Annotated in this window: 19 protein-coding genes and 1 pseudogene; 10 read left to right on the forward strand and 10 right to left on the reverse strand. The window is 58.4% G+C overall.

From position 1 onward, the window contains the following. Positions 1 to 207: 207 nt before the first annotated feature. The 3 genes from KZH41_RS28630 to KZH41_RS28640 all read left to right on the forward strand — a co-directional run bounded on the left by KZH41_RS28630 (position 208) and on the right by KZH41_RS28640 (position 2,392). The gene (locus KZH41_RS28630) at positions 208 to 609 is read left to right on the forward strand and encodes a DUF3757 domain-containing protein (RefSeq protein ID WP_242153099.1); all 402 of its coding nucleotides are present in this window, start codon (positions 208 to 210) and stop codon (positions 607 to 609) included. Between the two features lie 310 nt (positions 610 to 919). Then, positions 920 to 1,168, forward strand: coding sequence for a hypothetical protein (locus KZH41_RS28635; protein WP_094949508.1), 249 nt, complete (start codon positions 920 to 922; stop codon positions 1,166 to 1,168). Positions 1,169 to 2,104: 936 nt separating this feature from the next. Continuing rightward, entirely contained in the window at positions 2,105 to 2,392 is a 288-nt protein-coding gene (locus KZH41_RS28640; RefSeq protein WP_242153104.1) for a hypothetical protein, read from the forward strand. 150 nt (positions 2,393 to 2,542) lie between these two features. Here the strand turns inward: KZH41_RS28640 and KZH41_RS30600 are convergent. Continuing rightward, a pseudogene (locus tag KZH41_RS30600) lies at positions 2,543 to 2,635 on the reverse strand (formaldehyde dehydrogenase); the annotation flags it as partial. A 239-nt stretch (positions 2,636 to 2,874) separates the two neighbouring features. On the opposite strand from KZH41_RS30600, the gene KZH41_RS28650 reads away from it, so the two are divergent. Next, on the forward strand, positions 2,875 to 3,093 hold the full coding sequence (locus KZH41_RS28650; RefSeq protein WP_242153109.1) for a hypothetical protein: 219 nt from the start codon (positions 2,875 to 2,877) through the stop codon (positions 3,091 to 3,093). 105 nt (positions 3,094 to 3,198) lie between these two features. Here KZH41_RS28650 and fdhA read toward each other — a convergent pair whose 3' ends face one another. The 7 genes from fdhA to glyA all read right to left on the reverse strand — a co-directional run bounded on the left by fdhA (position 3,199) and on the right by glyA (position 12,205). Then, positions 3,199 to 4,398, reverse strand: a complete 1,200-nt coding sequence (fdhA, locus tag KZH41_RS28655) for a formaldehyde dehydrogenase, glutathione-independent (protein ID WP_094949511.1) — start codon at positions 4,396 to 4,398, stop codon at positions 3,199 to 3,201. Between the two features lie 181 nt (positions 4,399 to 4,579). Beyond that, positions 4,580 to 5,437 (reverse strand): formyltetrahydrofolate deformylase, encoded by an 858-nt coding sequence (purU, locus tag KZH41_RS28660; RefSeq protein WP_263274102.1) that lies wholly within the window; start codon positions 5,435 to 5,437, stop codon positions 4,580 to 4,582. A 130-nt stretch (positions 5,438 to 5,567) separates the two neighbouring features. Next, a complete protein-coding gene (locus KZH41_RS28665; RefSeq protein ID WP_094949513.1) occupies positions 5,568 to 6,200 on the reverse strand; it encodes a sarcosine oxidase subunit gamma in 633 nt (210 codons plus the stop codon). A gap of 131 nt (positions 6,201 to 6,331) precedes the next feature. After that, positions 6,332 to 9,349 (reverse strand): sarcosine oxidase subunit alpha, encoded by a 3,018-nt coding sequence (locus tag KZH41_RS28670; protein ID WP_263274103.1) that lies wholly within the window; start codon positions 9,347 to 9,349, stop codon positions 6,332 to 6,334. Then, positions 9,346 to 9,648 carry a sarcosine oxidase subunit delta gene (locus tag KZH41_RS28675; protein WP_083356404.1) on the reverse strand — a complete coding sequence of 101 codons (303 nt, stop codon included), beginning with the start codon at positions 9,646 to 9,648 and terminating at the stop codon, positions 9,346 to 9,348. Before KZH41_RS28675 ends, KZH41_RS28670 begins: the two co-directional genes overlap by 4 nt. 30 nt (positions 9,649 to 9,678) lie before the next feature. Continuing rightward, positions 9,679 to 10,929 carry a sarcosine oxidase subunit beta gene (locus KZH41_RS28680; RefSeq protein ID WP_094949515.1) on the reverse strand — a complete coding sequence of 417 codons (1,251 nt, stop codon included), beginning with the start codon at positions 10,927 to 10,929 and terminating at the stop codon, positions 9,679 to 9,681. Positions 10,930 to 10,951: 22 nt separating this feature from the next. Then, the gene (gene glyA, locus KZH41_RS28685; protein WP_094949516.1) at positions 10,952 to 12,205 is read right to left on the reverse strand and encodes a serine hydroxymethyltransferase; all 1,254 of its coding nucleotides are present in this window, start codon (positions 12,203 to 12,205) and stop codon (positions 10,952 to 10,954) included. A gap of 318 nt (positions 12,206 to 12,523) precedes the next feature. Between glyA and KZH41_RS28690 the strand changes: the two genes are divergently transcribed. Beyond that, positions 12,524 to 14,710 (forward strand): hypothetical protein, encoded by a 2,187-nt coding sequence (locus KZH41_RS28690; protein ID WP_263274104.1) that lies wholly within the window; start codon positions 12,524 to 12,526, stop codon positions 14,708 to 14,710. Positions 14,711 to 14,730: 20 nt separating this feature from the next. Beyond that, positions 14,731 to 15,792 carry an NAD(P)/FAD-dependent oxidoreductase gene (locus KZH41_RS28695; protein ID WP_263274105.1) on the forward strand — a complete coding sequence of 354 codons (1,062 nt, stop codon included), beginning with the start codon at positions 14,731 to 14,733 and terminating at the stop codon, positions 15,790 to 15,792. Here the strand turns inward: KZH41_RS28695 and KZH41_RS28700 are convergent. Continuing rightward, positions 15,757 to 16,485 (reverse strand): conjugal transfer protein TraX, encoded by a 729-nt coding sequence (locus tag KZH41_RS28700; protein WP_263274106.1) that lies wholly within the window; start codon positions 16,483 to 16,485, stop codon positions 15,757 to 15,759. The genes KZH41_RS28695 and KZH41_RS28700 overlap by 36 nt on opposite strands. A gap of 90 nt (positions 16,486 to 16,575) precedes the next feature. Here KZH41_RS28700 and KZH41_RS28705 point away from each other — a divergent pair, with 90 nt between their 5' ends. The 3 genes from KZH41_RS28705 to KZH41_RS28715 all read left to right on the forward strand — a co-directional run bounded on the left by KZH41_RS28705 (position 16,576) and on the right by KZH41_RS28715 (position 18,640). Beyond that, positions 16,576 to 17,616: a low specificity L-threonine aldolase gene (locus KZH41_RS28705; protein ID WP_094949520.1), complete on the forward strand. Its 1,041-nt coding sequence runs from the start codon at positions 16,576 to 16,578 to the stop codon at positions 17,614 to 17,616. A gap of 204 nt (positions 17,617 to 17,820) precedes the next feature. Continuing rightward, positions 17,821 to 18,000, forward strand: a complete 180-nt coding sequence (locus KZH41_RS28710; RefSeq protein WP_242153129.1) for a hypothetical protein — start codon at positions 17,821 to 17,823, stop codon at positions 17,998 to 18,000. A 106-nt stretch (positions 18,001 to 18,106) separates the two neighbouring features. Next, positions 18,107 to 18,640, forward strand: a complete 534-nt coding sequence (locus KZH41_RS28715; protein ID WP_094949522.1) for an REP-associated tyrosine transposase — start codon at positions 18,107 to 18,109, stop codon at positions 18,638 to 18,640. A gap of 140 nt (positions 18,641 to 18,780) precedes the next feature. Here KZH41_RS28715 and gbcB read toward each other — a convergent pair whose 3' ends face one another. Then, positions 18,781 to 19,881 (reverse strand): glycine-betaine demethylase subunit GbcB, encoded by a 1,101-nt coding sequence (gbcB, locus tag KZH41_RS28720; protein ID WP_094949523.1) that lies wholly within the window; start codon positions 19,879 to 19,881, stop codon positions 18,781 to 18,783. Between the two features lie 283 nt (positions 19,882 to 20,164). On the opposite strand from gbcB, the gene gbcA reads away from it, so the two are divergent. After that, the gene (gene gbcA, locus KZH41_RS28725; RefSeq protein WP_094949524.1) at positions 20,165 to 21,460 is read left to right on the forward strand and encodes a glycine-betaine demethylase subunit GbcA; all 1,296 of its coding nucleotides are present in this window, start codon (positions 20,165 to 20,167) and stop codon (positions 21,458 to 21,460) included. The last annotated feature ends 75 nt before the right edge of the window (positions 21,461 to 21,535 follow it).

Genomic DNA, 21,535 nt, shown 5'->3' on the forward strand with positions numbered 1-21,535 from the left:
CGGTGGGTCAGCCAGAGACAGGTTGACTGGCCGACCGCAATCGCAGGCAAGCCAGCTCCCACATTTGATCTTCATCGGCTGGGCAACTTTGAAATAACCAGTGCCTCTACAAGAAGTAAATACGCTAAAGAACTGTCATTTATAACAGTAGCCAACACTCTGTATCACCCGCAGCATGAAACATCTGCTCCCCACCGGAAGACATTTATGAAGCGCGCACTGCTTGCGGGCTTGTCTGCAATGACAGGGCTGGTAGCAAATGCCATCGCGGCGACCGCAACTTGCCCACCGATCCAGAGCATCCATCAAACCGCGATGGCCGGTGGCGGTTATAGCTATGAAGCCTCACAGCCGGGCGGGCTTACCTGGACCGGCAAAAACCCGTCAGCTACCGCCTCCTACCTCAATGACTCGACGTTTCACGATGCCCGTTACGATGCACAAAACGAAGCCGTCACCTGCACCTACAAGGGTCCAATGGGTAATGACGCACAGCTTTCGGTCACGCTCAAATCCGTCGAGGGGTGGAACCTCACGCCTATTGGTTATTGGAAAGGCACCTATTGCGAAGACTCTGACGCCACCAAGTGCTCATTCACCCATCGGTGACCCGCAGTTGATCATCATCGCCCAGGCGACTTGCTCCTGGCGACGGATGGCGCTTATAGTTCGGCGGTCGTCCACATGGCGACACGGGTTTGGCGACTCGGGTGAATGGTGCAAAAGCTTCTGCTTTTTTGCAGGTTCTTTTGCGTCCGCAATAGCTGCTTTCATGGTGGCTGTGCGCGGGAGACCTTCGGGTCTGCCGGTTCCATTCCCGGTTCGCCAACCTGCGTACAGCTGCCACCCAATTCGTTTGGCGACGAATAAGTGTGTAGCCCACCTCTACTTGAATGGGTTTTAAAACATGAACCGATACATGCCGCTCACCGGCCACGACAGCACCACCCCTTCCCTGCTCATCGACACCCAAGTCCCGCTCGACGTCCTCCACGACGCCGCGGTCTACCGCATCCGCGCGGTGACACAAGTCATGGAAAACCTCGCGTTTCGTGAGGGCCTGCACATCGACAATCTCGTCCTCCAGGACTTCGCCCTGCTCTGCGCCATTCCCTTGCGGGACGGGTGCGACCTGCTGGATGTGATCAGCCGGCGGTTGCAGGCCTAAACACCCAGATGCAAAAAAGGGCGACCTATGGGTAGCCCTTTCTGTACAGCACGTGGCCCCTCTCACCGCACGTCTTTATAGTTTATCGCAACAAACAATAAGGCGACTAAGCACGAACAATTCTAAAAAACTGTTGTTTCTAACAGTATCCGTCCGCCCTGATCATCACTGAATATTCAGTCTTGAACCAACACACAGGGTACCTACTCATGAAATGCCTAAGCACAACAAAACGATCAACTCTTAGCTCTCAATGTTTGAAAGTTGTCATTACCTTGGCGACCCTAATTGGTAGCACTTGCGCATTCGCTGAAAGTTGTGCGCCAGAGAGCCAGATTACGGCAAGTGAAAGTGGCGGCGAGGTCGTATACACAGCGGGCGAGTTTAAAGGCAATAACGAGGACAGCGGAAACGACGAAAATCGATCGTACTTGAGCCCCACCTTAAAGTTTGAACGAGCGACCCTGTCGCAACGCAAAATTGGCACGCATGGAGAAGACCCAAAAGATACAGCGGGCTCTATCGTCTCGTTTGTCAAATGCGATTATGTTGGCGCTGGTGGCAGCAAAGCCGGCTCACCGCCTGATCGCGTCCGGCTTTCCAAGCGATACACTACGCTGCCTAAGCCAGACAAAGGCAATTGGTTGACCGAGACCATTAACAGGACTGTCGTTACCAACTCCGCCGGCACTGAAAACACGTACTGCACGTCTACAGACCCGACAGCCTGTACGTTCAAATAAATAGCAAGGGCGGCCCATCGGGCGCCGTGCTTTTTCTTTGAACTTACACTATTTCAAGTACCTTAAATGAGACAAGCAAAATACTTCTTCAATAACTTTTTTTCTAAAAAACACAACAACCTGTTAGCACCAACAGCTACACATAATACGTTTTCCTAATAACATCACCCTGTAAGCCCACCACCAAGAAAACATGAGAAATGCCGCAACGAAAGATTATAATTTTAGTTTCCGCATAGGTACAACAACTGGCTATCGCAACGTAATATATGAGAGTCTAAATGCAAATAGCGAGGCTGCAGCGCTTGAGAAGATGAAGCAAAAGTACAACGACTCCCGCGATGTTATTAGCTGCACTTTCTCGGGGAAAGCAGAGGAAAATAAACGCAAAGCAGAGATTGAAGAACAATTAAAGACTGAGACGGATCCACAAAAGAAGATATATCTCCAAGTAAAGTTAGAGCAATTACAACGAAATTAAATCCAACACTCCGATTCAACACGACCTGCAGCAACGCTCTTCAGAACCTTCGGCAGTATAAACAATTTAAACCTGACCTGGGGACACTGAACGTACACAATGGGCGACTCACGGGCAAACTCCAGGGTCGCCATTTTTTCAGCTTTGGCTTTACGCGTCACTCAGCTTCTTAAGCGGATCAATCACACACTTCTTCGGCACACCCGCATCAAACTCGCCATCACCATGGGACGCATCGTCCAAGCACCCAGTTCATCTGCTGATTTTTTTGATAACGGTGCCCAGATCGCCCAGGCAAAAACGACCTAATCACTTCTACCTTTAACAAAGCACCCGCATAGATCCTTTAAGAAAAAAACCTCGCATTAATATTTCGAACGCCTATAAAAAACTGTGAAATCTAACAGGTACACACAAATAAAATATCAAACACACTCTCTCTGAAAGCCATAAAAAGCCGAACACGCACAAGGATGATTGAGATGAGCGAGCGCGAATACAATTGCACTATTGGGACAACAACCGGCTACCGCAACGTACAAAAAGAGGATGTCGTTGCAAACAGCGAGGCCGAGGCGATTGAAATACTGAAGAAAAAATACACTGATCCGAGAGACACATTTAGCTGCGTTACATCAGACGAATTCGAACGAGAGAAAGCGGAGTTTGAGAAGCAAGAGAGGGAGGCGAATGGAGGATAAAAGATAAAAATCAAGACTTAGCTAATCACACCAGATACGCCCCCATCGCTGTTTACAGCAAAAGGAGAAATGAAGCGATCATCTCTCCTCTTGCTTCTCCGATAGTTACGCCGCACTGAACAACTTGTGCGGATCAATCACAAACTTCTTCGGCACACCCGCATCAAACTCGCCATACCCACGCGGCGCATCATCCAGGCTGATCACCTGCACACCCACAATCTCAGCGATGTTGATGCGGTCCCACATGATCGCCTGCATCAGCTGGCGGTTGTACTTCATCACCGGCGTCTGCCCGGTGTGGAAGCTGTGGGATTTAGCCCAGCCCAAACCAAAGCGAATGCTCAGGCTGCCCATTTTCGCGGCGGCATCGACCGCGCCTGGGTCTTCGGTGACGTACAGGCCAGGAATACCGATTTTGCCTGCCACACGCACCACGCCCATCAGCGAGTTAAGCACGGTGGCCGGGGCTTCGGCCTTGGCGCCGTCATGCCCGTGGCCACGCGCTTCGAAGCCCACGCAGTCAACGGCGCAGTCCACTTCTGGCTCGCCCAGCAACGCGGCGATCTGTTCGTGCAGCGGGGTGTCGGTGGACAGGTCAACCACTTCAAACCCTTGCGCCTTGGCGTGGGCCAGGCGGATAGAGTTGACGTCGCCGATGATCACCACGGCCGCGCCGAGCAGGCGTGCGGACGCGGCAGCGGCCAGGCCGACCGGGCCAGCACCGGCAATGTAAACCGTGCTGCCTGGGCCAACGCCAGCGGTGACGGCGCCGTGGTAGCCGGTGGGCAGGATGTCGGAGAGGCAGGTCAGGTCGCGGATTTTCTCCATGGCCTTGTCGCGGTCCGGCAGTTTCAGCAGGTTGAAGTCGGCGTACGGCACCAGTACGTATTCGGCCTGGCCACCGGTCCAGTCGCCCATGTCGACATAGCCATAAGCACCACCGGCACGCGCCGGGTTAACGGTCAGGCACACGCCGGTGTGTTGTTCTTTGCAGGAGCGGCAGCGGCCGCATGCGACGTTGAACGGCACCGAGACCAAGTCGCCGATTTTCAGGTTCTCTACGTCGCTGCCCTTCTCGATGACTTCGCCGGTGATTTCGTGACCGAGCACCAGGCCGGTCTGGGCAGTGGTGCGGCCGCGCACCATGTGTTGGTCGGAGCCGCAGATGTTGGTGGAGACCACGCGCAGGATGACGCCGTGTTCAATCTTCCTGCCACGGGGGTCCTGCATTTTGGGATAGTCGATTTTCTGTACTTCGACCTTGCCGTTGCCGAGATACACGACACCACGATTACCAGACATGCTTTCACCTCGCTGTTGTTTTTATGGAACCGCGTTGCCCAGGCAGGCAGCGCGTAAAATGCTCGGGTACAGATGCTGTTTGTGCGTTGTTGCTGATGGCCTCATCGCGGGCAAGCCCGCTCCCACCTTTTGATTTGTGAACACATTCAAATGTGGGAGCTGGCTCGCCTGCGATAGCGATCTAAAGAACGACCGTGCGATTGGCATTGAGAAACACCCTGCGCTCTATGTGATACCCAACGGCCCGGGCCAATGTCAGCCCTTCGATATCGCGCCCCTTGGCAATCAAATCCTCGGGATAGTGGCTGTGATCCACCACCTCCACGCCTTGGGCGATGATCGGGCCTTCGTCCAGGTCGTTGTTGATGTAATGCGCGGTGGCGCCGACCAACTTCACACCCTTGTTGTACGCCTGGTGATACGGCTTGGCGCCCTTGAACCCCGGCAGTAACGAGTGGTGGATGTTGATGGCCTTGCCATCCAGCTTGCGGCACAGCTCCGGCGACAGCACTTGCATGTAGCGCGCAAGGATCACCAGTTCAGCGCCGGTAGCTTCCACCACCTGCCACACCTTGCGCTCCTGGGACGGTTTGTCGTTAGGGTCGAGGGGGAAATGATAGTAGGGAATCTGGTGCCAGTCGGCCAAGGGTTTGAGATCAGGGTGATTGGACACCACCGCGACCACGTCCATCGACAGTTGGCCGATGCGCTGGCGGTACAGCAGGTCGTTGAGACAGTGGTCGGCCTTGGAGACCATGATCACCACTTTTGGCCGGTAGTTCGGCGCTGTCAGCTCGAAGACCATGCCGAAGGCTTCGCCGCGAGTGGCCAAGCCTTCGCGCAAAGCCTGCTCGTCGAAACCGTCGGGCTGACGGAATTCCACGCGGATAAAAAAGCGGCCCGAGAGGCGATCATCGAACGAGTGGTGTTCGGTGACGTAGCAGCCCTGTTCGAACAGGTAGCGGGTGACCGCATCCACCGTGCCGAGCACGCTGGGGCAGTCGGCGGTCAAAATCCATGTATCAGGTGCGCGGCTCATAGTGAATCCTCAGGCCTTCGTTGATCGTTCCTACGCTCTGCGTGGGAATGCCGCCATGGACGCTCTGCGTCCGCTCTTGGGACGCGGAGCGTCCTGGGATGCATTCCCACGCAGAGCGTGGGAATGATCGTTATGCGACGACATTCAGGCCGAACTCGGCCGAGGCATCCTGCAACCACAACCACCAGTAGTCCGAGAAGCTGCGACGGATCACCAGCTCCCAAGTGTCTTCAGCGGTGTGGCGGATCACCAACTGCGACTTGGCGAACACCGTGCCCACCGCCTTGCCCACCGGGAAGTTGTTGGGGTGCACGTCGTAGCTGGTGGACTTCATCAGCACGTCGCGCACGTTCGGGCCGCTAAGCTCGAGGATCTGCTGGCCGCCGCTGACGTTGACGATCTGGATATGCAGGTCGCCCAGGGCGGCACGCAGGTTTTGTTCGGCGGCGAATTCTTCACCGCTTGGCACGATCAACAGCCACTCGTCCGGGCCGAGCCATTGCAGGCTGGTTTCGCCTTTGACGATGACTTGCAGGGCGCCAGGCAGTTCGATGCCCAGGGCTTTGTGCACGCCGGCAGCGAAGGCCGCATCGTGACCATCGCCACGGATTGTCAGGTGGCCGAGAAGTTTCTTTTCGCGCACGGTCACGCCGGCGTTCTTGCGGCCCTTGCCGACCAGGTTGGCGAGATCGGCATGGTGCAGCGACGACTCGGCCTTGGCGCCGGACGTGGGGCGTTGCTGGTAAACATTGGCTGCTGTCATAAAGCACCTTTCCTAATTTGATCGTTCCCACGCTCTGCGTGGGAATGCCGCCATGGACGCTCTGCGTCCGCTTTTGGGGCGCGGAGCGCCCCGGGATGCATTCCCACGCGAAGCATGGGAACGATCAGGTGTCAGATGTTCTGCCGCTCACCTTTCGGATCAAAGAACACCGAAGACACAATCTGCGCCTCGATCACGCTGCCATCCGCTTGCGGCGAAAACACCCGCTCACCGATGCGCTTCAAGCCGCCCTTCACCACCGCCATCGCAAACGAATAACCCAGCGAGTTATGCGCATAGCTTGAGGTCACGTGGCCGACCATCTTCATCGGGATCGTCTGCTTCGGATCGAACACCAACTGCGCGCCTTCCGGCAGCCACACCGTCGGATCAATCGGCTTCAAGCCCACCAACTGCTTACGCTCTTCACGCACGCAGTCTTCGCGATTCATCCCGCGCCAGCCGATCCACGAGAACGGTTTGGTGCGGCCTACGCACCAGCCCATGTTCAGGTCGTCCGGGGTCATCGACCCGTCGGTGTCTTGGCCGACGATGATGAAGCCCTTCTCGGCGCGCAGTACGTGCATGGTTTCGGTGCCGTACGGCGTCAGGTTGTATTTCTTGCCGGCCTCAACGATCTGTTCAAGCACGCCCATGGCGTAGTCGGCCTGCACGTTGACTTCGTACGACAGCTCACCGGTGAACGAGATACGGAACACCCGCGCCGGTACGCCGCCGACCAAGCCTTCTTTCCAGGTCATGAACGGGAAGCCGTCCTTGTCCAGGTCGATGTCAGTGACTTCGGCCAACAGCTTGCGGCTGTTGGGGCCGGACAAGGTCATGGTCGCCCAGTGGTCGGTGACCGAGGTGAAGTACACCTTGAGGAACGGCCATTCGGTCTGTTGGTAGATTTCCAGCCACTGGAGTACACGCGCCGCGCCGCCGGTGGTGGTGGTCATCAGGAAGTGGTTGTCGGCGAGGCAGGCGGTTACGCCGTCGTCGAAGACCATGCCGTCTTCCTTGCACATCAGGCCGTAGCGCGCCTTGCCCACGTCGAGCTTGGTCCAGGCGTTGCTGTAGATGCGGTTGAGGAACTCACGGGCATCCGGGCCTTGAATGTCGATCTTGCCGAGGGTCGACGCATCCAGCAGGCCGACGCTGTCGCGCACAGCCAGGCATTCGCGTTTCACCGCCGCGTGCAGGTCTTCACCGTTACGCGGGAAATACCATGGGCGTTTCCACTGGCCGACGTCTTCAAACTCGGCGCCGTTTTTCACGTGCCAGGCTTGCAGCGCGGTGTAGCGCACCGGCTCGAAGATATGCCCACAGTGGCGGCCCGCGACTGCGCCGAAGGTCACCGGCGTGTAGTTGGGACGGAACATGGTGGTGCCCATCTGCGGGATGGTCACGTTCAGCGAGCGGGCCGCGATGGCCAGGCCGTTGACGTTACCGAGCTTGCCCTGGTCGGTGCCGAAGCCCAGCGCGGTGTAGCGTTTGACGTGTTCGACCGACTCGAAACCTTCGCGGGTCGCCAGTTCGATGGCGGCGGCGGTCACGTCGTTTTGCAGGTCGACAAATTGCTTGGGCGCCCGTGCGGTAGCTTTCTCGTGAGGCACTTGGAACAGCGCCAACGTCGGCTCTTCTAGACGGCTCAAGGCTTTGGGCAGCGTGCCTTCCACCGGCGTGAAACCGGCTTCGCTGGCCGCGCGCACGCCGCCTTCAAAACCATCCGCCAGGGAATCGCCAAGGCCGTAGACGCCGTTGATGCCACCGACGCACACGCGTTTCTGCGGTGCTTCGCCCGGTACGAAACCGAGAATGTCTTCACGCCAAGTCGGCTTGCCGCCCAAGTGCGAAGCCAAGTGAACCACCGGGCTGTAGCCGCCGGAGCTGGCGACCAGGTCGCACTCCAGCCACTCGCCGGGGCTGGTGACTTTATGCGCGTTGACGTCGATGGCCGCCACGCGGGCGCCGGTCACGTGTTTGCTGCCACGGGCTTCGATCACGGCGCTGCCGGTGAGGATACGAATGCCTTTGGCGCGCGCTTCTTCCACCAGCGCGCCGCGTGGGTTGTGGCGCGCATCGGCCACGGCCACCACGGTAAGGCCTGCGTCGAACCAGTCCAGCGCTACGCGGTAGGCGTGGTCGTTGTTGGTCGACAGCACCAGTTTTTTGCCCGGCGCCACGCCGTAGCGGCGCACGTAAGTGGAGACGGCGCCAGCGAGCATGTTGCCCGGCACGTCGTTGTTGCCGTACACCAGCGGGCGCTCACACGCGCCGGTCGCCAGCACTACGCGCTTGGCGCGCACACGGTGGATACGCTGACGCACCACGCCAATCGGCGCACGGTCACCGAGGTGATCGGTGAGGCGCTCGTGGATGGTCAGGAAGTTATGGTCGTGGTAACCGTTGACGGTGGCGCGAGGCAGCAGCACCACGTCCGGCAGGGCGTTGAGTTCTGCGATCACACTGGCGACCCACTCGGCGGCCGGCTTGCCGTCGAGGCTTTCGCGGGAGTCCAGCAAAGAGCCGCCGAATTCTTCCTGCTCATCGGCAATGATCACCCGCGCGCCACTGCGCGCAGCCGCCAAGGCTGCCGACAGCCCGGCAGGGCCGGCGCCGACGATCAGCACGTCGCAGTGACGGTTGAAGTTGTCGTAGGTGTCCGGGTCGTTCTCGGTCGGCGAGCGGCCAAGGCCTGCGGCCTTACGGATGTACTTCTCGTAGGTCATCCAGAACGATTGCGGGTACATGAAGGTTTTGTAGTAGAAACCCGGCGGCATCAGCTTGCCGCCGACCTTGCCGAGAATGCCCATCATGTCGTTGTTCACGCTCGGCCAGCCGTTGGTGCTGGTGGCGACCAAGCCTTGGTACAGCGCCTGTTGCGTAGCGCGCACGTTGGGAATCTGGGTGGCTTCGGTGGCGCCGATCTGCAGCACCGCATTCGGCTCTTCGGCACCGGCGGCAAAGATGCCGCGTGGGCGCGAATACTTGAAGCTACGGCCGATGATGTCGACGCCGTTGGCCAGCAAGGCAGCGGCAAGCGTGTCGCCCTCAAAGCCTTTGTAGCTCTGGCCGTTGAAGGTAAACGTCAGGGCTTTATTACGGTCGATGCGGCCACCGTTGGACAGGCGATTGATCTGGCTCATACCTTCTCTCCAGAAGCCTTGGCGGTGAATTGCGGCTTGGTGCCTATCTTGTAGGTTTCAAGAATTTCGTAGGTCAGCGTGTCACGGGTGGCGTTGAAATACTGGCGGCAACCGGCGGCGTGAATCCACAGTTCGTGGTGCAGGCCTCGTGGGTTATCGCGAAAGAACATGTAGTCGCCCCACTGCTCGTCGGTGCAGGCGTTCGGGTCCAGCGGGCGCGGGATGTGCGCTTGGCCGGACGCGTGGAATTCCTCTTCAGAGCGCAGTTCGCCACAGTGAGGACAGAAGATATGCAACATAGGGTATTTCTCCTCTTGATACGCCGAGAGCTAGTGGGCGACGGCCGCAGCGCCGTGTTCGTCGATCAACGCACCGTTGTGGAAACGGTCGATGGAGAAAGGTGCGGCCAACGGGTGCATTTCACCCTTGGCGAGGCTGGCGGCAAATACGTTGCCTGAGCCCGGCGTGGCCTTGAAGCCACCGGTGCCCCAACCGCAGTTAAAGAACATGTTCGGCACTGGGGTTTTGGAGATGATCGGGCAGGCGTCCGGCGTGGTATCGACGATGCCGCCCCACTGGCGGTTCATGCGCACGCGCGACAGCACCGGGAACATCTCGACGATGGCCTGGATGGTGTGTTCGATCACCGGGTACGAGCCGCGTTGGCCATAACCGTTATAACCGTCGATACCGGCACCGATCACCAAGTCGCCTTTGTCCGACTGGCTGATGTAGCCGTGCACGGCGTTGGACATGATCACGCTGTCGATAATCGGCTTGATCGGCTCCGACACCAACGCTTGCAGCGGGTGGGATTCGATCGGCAGGCGGAAACCGGCGAGCGAAGCCATGTGCCCGGAGTTACCGGCGGTGACCACACCGACGCGCTTGGCGCCGATAAAGCCCTTGTTGGTTTCCACGCCGACGCACACGCCGTTTTCCTTGCGAAAGCCGATCACTTCGGTCTGCTGGATCAGGTCCACGCCGAGTGCGTCAGCCGCGCGGGCAAAGCCCCAGGCCACGGCATCGTGACGGGCCACGCCGCCGCGACGTTGCACGGTGGCGCCAAGGACGGGGTAACGGGTGTTTTTCGAACAGTCGAGGTACGGGATCTCGTCGGCCACTTGTTTGGCGTTAAGCAGTTCGCCATCCACGCCATTGAGGCGGTTGGCGCTCACACGGCGCTCGGAATCACGGATGTCTTGCAGGGTGTGGCACAGGTTGTAGACGCCACGCTGGGAGAACATCACGTTGTAGTTCAGGTCTTGGGACAGGCCTTCCCACAGTTTCATCGCGTGTTCGTACAGGTGCGCTGACTCGTCCCACAGGTAGTTGGAGCGCACGATGGTGGTGTTGCGCGCGGTGTTACCGCCGCCCAGCCAGCCTTTCTCGACCACGGCCACGTTGGTGATGCCGTGCTCTTTGGCCAGGTAATAGGCGGTCGCCAGACCATGCCCGCCGCCGCCGACGATGACCACGTCGTAGACTTTTTTCGGCGTGGGGGTGCGCCACATCTTCTGCCAGTTTTCGTGGTGGCTGAGTGAGTGCTTGAAGAGGCCGAAGCCCGAGTAGCGTTGCATAGTCATTACTCCAAAACCGCGCTCAGCGATAAACCGGGAAATCAGCGCACAGGGCAGACACGTGCTTGGCCACGTTGGCCTCGACATCGGCGTCGCCGAGGTTATCGAGGATGTCGCAGATCCAGCCAGCCAGCTCAATGCACTGCGGTACTTTGAAGCCACGTGTGGTCACCGCCGGGGTGCCGATACGCAGGCCCGAGGTCACGAACGGCGACTGCGGGTCATTCGGCACGGCGTTCTTGTTGACGGTGATGTGGGCGCGACCGAGGGCGGCGTCCGCCTCTTTGCCGGTGAGGCCCTGGCGAATCAGGCTGACCAGGAACAGGTGGTTATCGGTGCCGCCGGACACCACATCGTAGCCACGCTTGATAAATACGCTGGCCATGGCCTGGGCGTTGTCGATCACCTGTTGTTGATAAACCTTGAAGCCCGGCTCTGCCGCTTCCTTGAAGCACACGGCCTTGCCGGCGATCACGTGCATCAGCGGGCCGCCCTGGGCACCGGGGAACACCGCAGAGTTGAGTTTTTTCTCAATCTCTTCGTTGGCCTTGGCCAGGATCAAACCGCCACGGGGACCGCGCAGGGTCTTGTGGGTGGTGGTGGTGACCACATCAGCGTAAGGCAGCGGGTTCGGGTACAAACCAGCAGCCACCAGGCCGGCGACGTGGGCCATGTCGACGAACAGCAGCGCGCCGACCTTGTCGGCAATCGCGCGAAAACGTGGGAAATCCAGGGTTTTGGAGTAAGCGGAGAAACCGGCCACCACCATCTTCGGCTTGTGCTCCACCGCCAGGCGCTCAACTTCATCGTAGTCGATCAGGCCGGTGTCGGTGTTGATGCCGTACTGCACTGCGTTGTACAGCTTGCCCGAGGACGACACTTTGGCGCCGTGGGTCAAGTGACCGCCGTGGGCCAGGCTCATGCCAAGGATGGTGTCGCCGGCGTTCAGCAGCGCCAGGTACACCGCGCTGTTGGCGGACGAACCGGAGTGCGGCTGCACGTTGGCGTAATCGGCGCCGAACAGTTGTTTGGCGCGCTCGATGGCCAGGGCTTCAACCTTGTCCACGTGCTCGCAGCCACCGTAGTAGCGCTTGCCCGGGTAGCCTTCGGCGTATTTGTTGGTCAGGCCACTGCCCTGGGCTTCCATCACGCGTTTGCTGGTGTAGTTCTCTGACGCGATCAGCTCGATATGATCTTCTTGACGCTGCTCCTCGGCATTCATCGCCGCCAGCAAGGCGTCGTCATATCCCTGGATCTGGTCTTTTTTGCTGAACATCGCGTCTCTCCCAGCCTTTCGTATTGTTAAGGCCCGTGCAGGGCCCTTTGATGCGATGGTAGGGCTGGCGCAGACAGGTCAAATGCCTACGGACGCCACGCAAAGGTGCGTTTACGACATGGCCTGACGTGCAGGCGAACAAAGCGCTGAGATTGCTCACGTCACACAGGGCGCGGGGAACGCAAAAAAACCGGCCTAGTCGCACAAAACACAAAAAGATAGCTACGCTTGCCAATCAAAAGCGCCAGTTCATGCATTCGACGCGTTCACGGTTCAATCGAAAAGATTGAACGCCCTGCTACGTCGAGGAATGCCAACATGGCTCTACTTAACCAAGTTATTGATATCTGCAAACGCCTGGCTCCCCATGGCTGGCAAAATTTGTTGCTTGGCCATGGTCTCGACATCCTGGCGCCCAGCCTTGAAGCCGAACTGGGTAAAACGCTGACCCCAAACCGAACACTTCCAGGTTTTGAAGACTTTGCCTTGGCCGGAACCCGCGGTATTGAGCCTGGCAAACCCGCACATAGCCTGCTGTACCACGCACTGGCAAATGCCAACGTGACAACCGATGCCAGGGGCAACCCGCTCCAGGCGTACCCCACGCCGGCAGAACTTGAAACCGTCCTCAACTATGTTTATGCCAGACAGGCGCCCAGCCTTGCGCAGTTGCAGGCGCGCGCCAATGGCAGGCCCATGGCGGTGGTGGTTTTCGCACTCGAATACCGCACAGCACCGGACACTGTGCATAAGGCGCATGCCGATCTGTGTTTTTCCCGCACCGGCATAACACGAGTCGGTACTGCGGCCCCGCTGTACGATGAAAAAAGCAGGGGTTTCCTGCCTTTTGTAGAAGGGGAAAACCACGCTATTCGCGTCTTGCCGGCGCGCTACAGTGCTTATGTTGCGGTGCAGCTTAAAGGCGACCGCGCCAGTTTCGGCCCCATGCGTTTTGGGGCAAATGACGCAGCCAATGATTTCTGGGTGCCACTGCATAAACTGTTCAGCGGCAACGAGTGCATCGCCGGCATGACGCTGGCGGTTAACCTCCAGGCGCAGCATAAAAACGAGAAGTTACGCCGCATACACTTGGAATTAGGGGCGGGTTCGGGCTGGGGCGAACCCGATATCAGCCAACCGCCCTTCGTCATGACTGAAGGTCTCGCAGACTGGCTCCCTGAACAAGCGTATGGCCCCGGACTCATGTCTGCCATACCCCATAAACGCCTGACGGAGGCTGCCCAATACCTGGGCAAACCGTTGACGTTCAATGTGCCTGCCAATCCTGGAATTCTGATTTCCAGCTTGGCAATTGACGGGAATGCGCCGGAATTTGTGCACATTCGTCATAAAGTCGATGACACGGGGAACGTGATCAATCTGAATCGGCGGCCAGACATGCTTGGCGAATTGAGGAAGGGCAATTTCAAGGCCCTGCACTATCTGGACTTCACTGGCGATGGCGGGATTAAAGCCCATTGCGCGGCGCTGGACCTCGCGATTCCACAACGTGTGGCCGCGTATTCGCTGATCTGCGCACCTGACTTTTACCCTTTGTGCGACCAGCGGCACCTGCTGGAATGGCTTGAAAGCATGGATGCAGCCTCTCAGTTCACGGTCTTTTCCGTACGACCGAGGTGCCTGTCCGACTCTCGTTTCGCGGCCAATATCCAGTCTTTCCCAGAGTCTTTTTCCAGCACCGACGTCAGCATGACTGCAATTGTCGCCCAGTTTAATACCTCGCCCGCCCCTGCTACACCCCTGACACCGAATGTCGCATCAGCAAAGTGTGCCTCGCATCTGACTGATGCAGGAGCCGGGGTATTCGCACCTGGATGGGACGTTGGCATCTCTGAATTGGACGACGTTACGCACCTGGCCTCTTACAGACTGGGTAGCCCATTTCCCGAAGATGCCAAACTTTGCGCAGCCCTGAGTTCCTTCTGGCCCGCCGTTGCACCGGACTCAGCGCAATCCTATGAACCGGGAGGCAGAGCCGGGCCGACCGTCAAGCCGATGTTGGATCAGGAAATCGGCAAGAAAACCGGATTACCCTGGGATGGCGTACCCGCTGCGAAAAGCTATATCGCCAATGGCGCGACACATAGGGCCTACGAGACTTACCACTACACCGATTACGTGGAAAACGCGCTAAACGCGACGTTCTCACTGGCGCTGACGGGTAAAGTCGATTCACAGGAATATCAACGTCGCGTTGATGCCTGGCGGCGAGTCAGACGTTCATTGGGAAGCACCGCAAGGGATTGGTTTATCGACTCGTTCAACCCTGCAATGCCTGTCGACTACGCAGTAGTCACGGCAAACACAGACTTGCCAGCGACGTCATATGGCCCAGGTTATCGGCTTGAACTGTTCCGCTTTCTCCCTGCACAATCACCGGCGTTCGACCAAGTACGTCTCAAACTGACCGAGAGTTTTACTTACTTCGTATGGCCGAACGTTATCTTGCGCCAGCAAGGTATTAAACCTTGGCAACGCGTTTAGAGAGATCCAGGCCAGACTCAATGAACACATATGACGTCATCATCCTAGGCGCCGGCCCGGCGGGTTGTTCGGCCGCTATTTCTTGCGCTCAACAGGGCCTGAAAGTAGCCCTTGTTGAGCGCCTGTTGTTTCCCCGCCATCGCCCAGGTGAAACTTTGCACCCGGGTATAGAACCGCTGCTCCAGCAACTGGGTGTGGCTGAAAAAGTGGGCGGTGATACCTTCATCCGCCCTGAGGGTGCCTGGGTGAAGTGGGATAAAGACCGGCGCTTTGTGCCCTTCGGGGAAGACGCAAATGGGCCGTGGCGAGGGTTTCAGATTCCAAGGGCTACGCTGGATGGGTTGCTGTTGGACAGAGCGATCGCATTGGGCGTGCATGCCCTGCAACCCTGCCAGGCAAAGCAGTTGTTGGTGGAAAACGATCGCGTTGTTGGTATTCGTACCCAGACTGAGCAATTGTTTTGCAGGCACCTTATCGATGCCAGCGGTGCTCATGGCTGGCTGGCACGCCAACTGGGGCTGGCAACACGTCGCTACTCACCCGCACTGACGGCCCTGTATGGCTATAAGCGCGGAACGGTCGACGAGCGCGCTCTTGGTATCTTCGCTGACCGATCAGGCTGGTACTGGACGGCTCACATAGGCCAAGGGTTTTATCACTGGACACGACTGCACTTTGCGCAAGATAAAGCCCCCAAGGCGTCAGCGGTACCGGGTTGTTTTGAACAACTGGTGTGCGAGGGCGCGATCCAGGGTGCCGATGTCACCTGGAGAGTCTGCGAACACGCGGCCGGTAATGGCTACTTCATCATAGGCGACGCGGCGGCCGTGCTGGACCCGGGGGCTTCTCACGGGGTACTCAAGGCCTTGATGTCGGGAATGATGGCCGCGCGCTGCATTGTCGATGAACATGCCACCCCAGCGCATAGGCAGGCTATCTCACTGCAATATTGCCAATGGCTACGGGACTGGTTCGAACGCGACGTACAAAAAATGCGCGAGTTTTACGCGGCTCACCCGTTTCCTCCTCGCTGGCTTCACGCGTGCTCAGCCAATGGCTTTGCGCACCAACAACAGCAGTAAAAAATGCAGCGGGTACAGCGCATAGGCCCAGCGGTGCATGGCGGGTGCAGAGGCGTGTTTGGCGTGTCGCAAAAGCAGCAATCCCGCCAACGGCGCGATCAGGCAAGCCGCCAGCCCAAGTATCGCGACCAGCGTGCCGCTATTGAGCAGAATCTGCCATTGGTTGGCAGCCACACAGACCAAACCCGGCAACACGCTGAAATACCATCGGCGGCTGAACACCAGCAGCATCGCCAGCGGCAGCAAGACACCGAAGAAACCGAACATCAGGTGCGTGGAAAACACACCGGCGATCATGAGGGCGATCAGCGCCAATCCTCGATCAAAAAGCGCTTTATGCTGCCATCCTCGGGCAACCAGCAAGCCCAGCGCCAAGGTCGGTAATACGTTCAACGTATCGGCATCATCGATAAACATTCGATAGGGCACTTCGCTGATCACACTGAACAGCAGCAGCCAGCCCAGGTATCGCCATTGGCCGGTTACGGGCGCATGCCTGACTCGGTGCAAATTGGCCGCAATCGCCAGGCAAAACCAGGGAAACGCCAGGCGGCCGGGTACATACAGGCCATCCAGGTTCAAACCGACATAACGCAAATGGTCGAGCACCATGCTCAGCAGTGCCAGCCACTTGAGCAAATCCAGGGCGCCATCGCGGACGCGTCCGACAGGCAACGTTTGTGTACCGTGCATAATTCCCCAGTGACTTTGCATTTACAGTGCGTGCGCACCTCAGACAATCTTGGGTACAGTGCGCACCAACATCGACCACAGGAATGGGCCATGACCGACAAGAGCCAACAATTCGCCAGCGACAATTATTCCGGCATCTGCCCGGAAGCCTGGGCCGCCATGGAACTCGCCAACCAAGGCCATCAACGCGCCTACGGCGATGATGAATGGACCCACCGCGCCGCCGACGGTTTCCGTAACCTGTTCGAAACCGACTGCGAAGTGTTCTTCGCCTTCAACGGCACCGCCGCCAACTCCTTGGCATTGTCCTCGCTGTGCCAGAGCTACCATAGCGTGATTTGCTCGGAAACCGCCCACGTCGAAACCGACGAATGTGGCGCACCGGAGTTCTTCTCCAACGGTTCCAAGCTGCTCACCGCGCGCACCGAAAACGGCAAGCTGACCCCGGAGTCGATCCGCGAGATCGCCCTCAAGCGCCAGGATATCCACTACCCCAAACCACGCGTGGTCACCCTGACCCAAGCCACCGAAGTCGGCAGCGTGTACACCCCAGAAGAAATCCGCGCGATCAGCGTCACCTGCAAAGAACTGGGGCTGAACCTGCACATGGACGGCGCGCGCTTCTCCAACGCCTGCGCGTTCCTCGGCTGCTCCCCAGCCGACCTGACCTGGAAAGCCGGCGTGGACGTGCTGTGCTTCGGCGGTACGAAAAACGGCATGGCGGTGGGTGAAGCCATCCTGTTCTTCAACCACAAACTGGCCGAAGACTTCGACTACCGCTGTAAACAGGCCGGCCAGCTGGCGTCGAAAATGCGCTTTCTCTCGGCGCCGTGGGTGGGCTTGCTGGAAAACGACGCCTGGCTCAAACACGCACGCCACGCCAACCATTGCGCACAACTGCTCAGCAGCTTGGTGGCGGATATTCCCGGCGTGGAATTAATGTTCCCGGTACAGGCCAATGGCGTGTTCCTACAGCTCTCTGAAGCGGCCATCGAGGCGCTGACGGCCAAGGGCTGGCGTTTCTATACCTTCATCGGCAAAGGCGGCGCGCGCTTCATGTGTGCGTGGGATACCGAGGAAGAACGCGTAAGAGAATTAGCTGCGGATATTAGGAAAGTGATGGGCGCCTAGGCGTGACGAATACTGGCGGATTGCCGAGACTGTTATTTGGTGTTTCCGACAGCATCTAACCCTATTTTCATCGACTAGCCTACTGGAACTCGGAAGGAAAAGGCCGCTGCAGCGGCCACCTTTCGGGAACAACTGCATGCCGAATAATCGGCCGGAAACGGAAATCCAGCAGAGGGTTAGACCATGGAAGTTCAATGCTACGCCATGAACGCACGACAAGACGGCAGCCTGAACGACACGTTCGTAAGTTGGGACGAGTTCAGGAAACTGGCAAACGTCGGTGACACCATCAGGGAGCCTTCGAGAACCCTGACCATCTATGAAAAAGCCTTCGAACTGACAGCTTCCGGCGATCAGTTCTCCATCCAGATCTACACCCGCTAACGACTAAGGAGCGCGTCGCATCGTAGTGATCGTTCCCACGCTCCGCGTGGGAATGCCTCCTGGGACGCTCCGCGTCCACGCCACACCTCCATTCAAGGACGAATAGATGGGTAGAAGCCGCTACGTCATCACCGAACCCGAAAAACCGCACTTCCTAACGTGCACTGTCATGGAGTGGCTACCGCTGTTTACCCGCGACTACCTCGTGGGCCATCTCTTGGATTGTTGGCGATATCAGCAAAAGCACCATGCGCTAAGCCTATTTGGCTACGTCATTCTCGAAAACCACCTGCACTTCGTCGCCCAAGCGCCGGACCTGCGCAAGTGCGTCAGTCAATTCAAATCCTTCACCGCTCGTACCATCATTGATGACCTGCAAAGCAAAGGTGCCGAGCGGGTGTTACAACGCCTGCGCTTCAGCAAACGAGCACACAAGGCAGATCGGGTTTATCAGCTTTGGCAGGAAGGCTCACATGCCGAATTGGTGTACAGCGAGACAGTGATGCGCCAAAAACTTGATTACATCCATTGCAACCCAGTAAAGCGAGGATATGTGGACTTGGCCGAGCACTGGCGATATTCCAGCGCCCGTAATTACGCAGGAAGTGAGGGTTTAATAGACATACAACAGTGGTACTGATGATCGTAACGATCGTTCCCACGCTCCGCGTGGGAATGCAGCCCGTGACGCTCCGCGTCACAAGATACACGGAGGCGGGACGCGGAGCGTCCCAGGAGGCATTCCCACGCGGAGCGTGGGAACGATCTTTCAACGATCTTTCAGAACTCGATACGCACATCACCCTTCGGCACGCTGCAGCACGACAGGATGTAACCCTCGGCCTCGTCTTCTTCGGTGATACCGCCGTTGTGCTCCATCTCGACCTCCCCGCCCAGCTTCATCACCTTGCACGTACCGCAAATGCCCATGCCGCAGGCCTTGGGGATCAGCAGGCCAAGCTTGGCGGCAGCAGCGTGGACGGTTTCGCCCGGGGCCACACGGATGCTTTTGCCCGAGGCAATGAACTCCACCTGATGCAAATCCGCCAAGTCGATTTCCGGGGCGTCGGCGGCTTGCTCGGCCTGTTCCACCGCGTCGGCACGCGCCTCGGGAGGCGTGGCGCCGAAGGATTCCTCGTGGTAACGCGCCATGTCGAAGCCCGCCACTTCCAGCAGGCGCTTCACCGCGTTCATGTACGGCGTAGGGCCGCAGCAAAACACTTCGCGCTCGAGGAAGTCCGGCACCATCAGTTCGAGCATCTTGTGGTTCAGGTAGCCGCGATAGCCGGCCCAGGGCTCGCCCAGGCCGTGCTTCTCGCAGATCAGGTGCAGGCTGAAGTTGTCGATCCGCGACGCCATGTGTTCCAGCTCACGGTGGTAAATGATGTCTTTGGGCGAGCGCGCGCTGTGGATAAAGGTCATGTCGACGTTGGCGTTGGTGTCGTAATACCAACGCGCCATGGACATCACCGGCGTGATGCCAACGCCGCCGCTGAGGTAGAGGACTTTGGGGTTACTGAAGTCGATGGCATTAAACAACCCGACCGGCCCGTGCACCGCCAGCTCCTGCCCTTCGTGCAGGGTGTCGTGCAGCCAGTTGGAGACCTTGCCGCCCGGCACACGCTTGATCGTCACCGAAAAGCTGTACGGCACCGACGGCGAACTGGAAATGGTGTAGGAACGCATGATCGGCTGGCCATCGATTTCCAGCTCCAGGGTGACGAACTGCCCCGGCTTGAAAAAGAACAGGATCGGCTGGTCGGCCATAAAGCAGAAGGTGCGCACGTCCCAGGTTTCCTGGATGACTTTGACGCAACGGACGATGTGCCGACCATTGGCCCAGGTCTGGGTAGTTACCGGATTCAGGAAGCTGTTGGACATGCTGTTCTCCACCGCCGATATTCGGCCTTATGGTGGCGATTCTGCGTAACGCGAGAGCCACCCATTTACCTATCTGCGACATTCACATACTTATCGCGACCAGCCCCCATATCACGGGGGTTGCGCGTCGGGATCAGAGTGGGCCATGTCGTTAATGGACAAGGTTCTGGCCTTTGCCGGGCCCACACTCACTCCCAACAAAGACACTTTCTTTACGCCTTGCACAGCAACAACCGTAGCCACTATTCGCCGGCCACACAGAATGGCCCTGAGGACACACACGATGGACGTCACCGCAACCTTAAGCTTGGGCGATCCGCTGGAACCCGCACGCAAGGCCACCGCGCACATGCTGCAAGAGCGCGAGCGCACCTTTTCGCTGCCGCAGCCGTTTTACTCTGACGAGCGGCTGTTTGACATCGACATGCAGGAGATTTTCCAGAAAGAGTGGTTGATCGCCGGCATGACCTGCGAGATCCCCACCAAGGGCAACTACCTGACCCTGCAAGTGGGCAAGAACCCGATCATCGTGATCCGTGGCGCCGAAGGCGTGGTGCATGCGTTCCACAACGTGTGCCGCCACCGTGGTTCGCGCTTGTGCACCAGCGACAAGGGCAAGGTTGCCAAACTGGTCTGCCACTACCACCAGTGGACCTACGAACTGGACGGCCGCCTGCTGTTCGCCGGCACCGAGATGGGCGCCGACTTCGACATGAAGCAGTACGGCTTGAAACCCGTGAACGTGAAGACCGCCGGCGGCTACATTTTCATCAGCCTGGCCGAGAACCCGCCGGCCATCGATGACTTCCTGTCGACGCTGAACCACTACATGGAACCCTACGACATGGAAAACACCAAGGTGGCGATCCAGACCACCTTGTTTGAAAAAGCCAACTGGAAACTGGTGCTGGAAAATAACCGCGAGTGCTACCACTGCAACGCGTCGCACCCGGAACTGTTGAAAACCCTGCTGGAATGGGACGACGTCACCGACCCGCGCGCCGACCAGGCCTTCAAGGACCACGTCGCGGCGTCGGCCGCCGCCTGGGACGCGGAAAAAATCCCTTACGCCCACGCCAGCTTCGGCCTGCGTAACCGTATCGTGCGCATGCCGCTGCTCAAGGGCACCGTGTCGATGACCCTCGACGGCAAACAAGGCTGCAACAAGCTGATGGGCCGCATCAAGAACCCGGACCTGGGCTCGATGCGCATCCTGCACTTGCCGCACTCCTGGAACCACTGCATGGGCGATCACATCATCGTGTTCACCGTGTGGCCGATCAGCGCACAGGAAACCATGGTCACCACCAAGTGGATCGTGCACAAGGACGCCGTCGAAGGCGTGGACTATGACGTGGAGCGCATGCGCAAAGTGTGGGACGCCACCAACGACCAGGACCGTCGCCTGGCCGAAGAAAACCAGCGCGGGATCAACTCCACCGCTTACCAGCCAGGGCCGTACTCCAAGACCTATGAGTTTGGCGTGGTGAATTTTGTGGATTGGTACAGCGAGCGGATGCTGAGCAACCTGGGCGCGGCGCCGGCGCCGTATCTCAAAGGTGTGGCCGTACACGAATAACTGACACCCCACAGATCATCAATATGGGGCTTGTGTGGGAGCTGGCTTACCTACGATGCGGACACCTCGGAGCCT

Origin of the sequence: Pseudomonas sp. YeP6b, assembly GCF_025642995.1 — a bacterium.
Classification (GTDB): domain Bacteria; phylum Pseudomonadota; class Gammaproteobacteria; order Pseudomonadales; family Pseudomonadaceae; genus Aquipseudomonas.

Excerpts from the sequence above, each read along its gene's own strand:
- KZH41_RS28630 (WP_242153099.1), top strand. The coding sequence starts at position 208 with ATGAAGCGCGCACTGCTTGCGGGCTTGTCTGCAATGACAGGGCTGGTA.
- KZH41_RS28635 (WP_094949508.1), top strand. The coding sequence starts at position 920 with ATGCCGCTCACCGGCCACGACAGCACCACCCCTTCCCTGCTCATCGAC.
- KZH41_RS28640 (WP_242153104.1), top strand. The coding sequence starts at position 2,105 with ATGAGAAATGCCGCAACGAAAGATTATAATTTTAGTTTCCGCATAGGT.
- KZH41_RS28650 (WP_242153109.1), top strand. The coding sequence starts at position 2,875 with ATGAGCGAGCGCGAATACAATTGCACTATTGGGACAACAACCGGCTAC.
- fdhA (WP_094949511.1), bottom strand. The coding sequence starts at position 4,398 with ATGTCTGGTAATCGTGGTGTCGTGTATCTCGGCAACGGCAAGGTCGAA.
- purU (WP_263274102.1), bottom strand. The coding sequence starts at position 5,437 with ATGAGCCGCGCACCTGATACATGGATTTTGACCGCCGACTGCCCCAGC.
- KZH41_RS28665 (WP_094949513.1), bottom strand. The coding sequence starts at position 6,200 with ATGACAGCAGCCAATGTTTACCAGCAACGCCCCACGTCCGGCGCCAAG.
- KZH41_RS28670 (WP_263274103.1), bottom strand. The coding sequence starts at position 9,349 with ATGAGCCAGATCAATCGCCTGTCCAACGGTGGCCGCATCGACCGTAAT.
- KZH41_RS28675 (WP_083356404.1), bottom strand. The coding sequence starts at position 9,648 with ATGTTGCATATCTTCTGTCCTCACTGTGGCGAACTGCGCTCTGAAGAG.
- KZH41_RS28680 (WP_094949515.1), bottom strand. The coding sequence starts at position 10,929 with ATGCAACGCTACTCGGGCTTCGGCCTCTTCAAGCACTCACTCAGCCAC.
- glyA (WP_094949516.1), bottom strand. The coding sequence starts at position 12,205 with ATGTTCAGCAAAAAAGACCAGATCCAGGGATATGACGACGCCTTGCTG.
- KZH41_RS28690 (WP_263274104.1), top strand. The coding sequence starts at position 12,524 with ATGGCTCTACTTAACCAAGTTATTGATATCTGCAAACGCCTGGCTCCC.
- KZH41_RS28695 (WP_263274105.1), top strand. The coding sequence starts at position 14,731 with ATGAACACATATGACGTCATCATCCTAGGCGCCGGCCCGGCGGGTTGT.
- KZH41_RS28700 (WP_263274106.1), bottom strand. The coding sequence starts at position 16,485 with ATGCACGGTACACAAACGTTGCCTGTCGGACGCGTCCGCGATGGCGCC.
- KZH41_RS28705 (WP_094949520.1), top strand. The coding sequence starts at position 16,576 with ATGACCGACAAGAGCCAACAATTCGCCAGCGACAATTATTCCGGCATC.
- KZH41_RS28710 (WP_242153129.1), top strand. The coding sequence starts at position 17,821 with ATGAACGCACGACAAGACGGCAGCCTGAACGACACGTTCGTAAGTTGG.
- KZH41_RS28715 (WP_094949522.1), top strand. The coding sequence starts at position 18,107 with ATGGGTAGAAGCCGCTACGTCATCACCGAACCCGAAAAACCGCACTTC.
- gbcB (WP_094949523.1), bottom strand. The coding sequence starts at position 19,881 with ATGTCCAACAGCTTCCTGAATCCGGTAACTACCCAGACCTGGGCCAAT.
- gbcA (WP_094949524.1), top strand. The coding sequence starts at position 20,165 with ATGGACGTCACCGCAACCTTAAGCTTGGGCGATCCGCTGGAACCCGCA.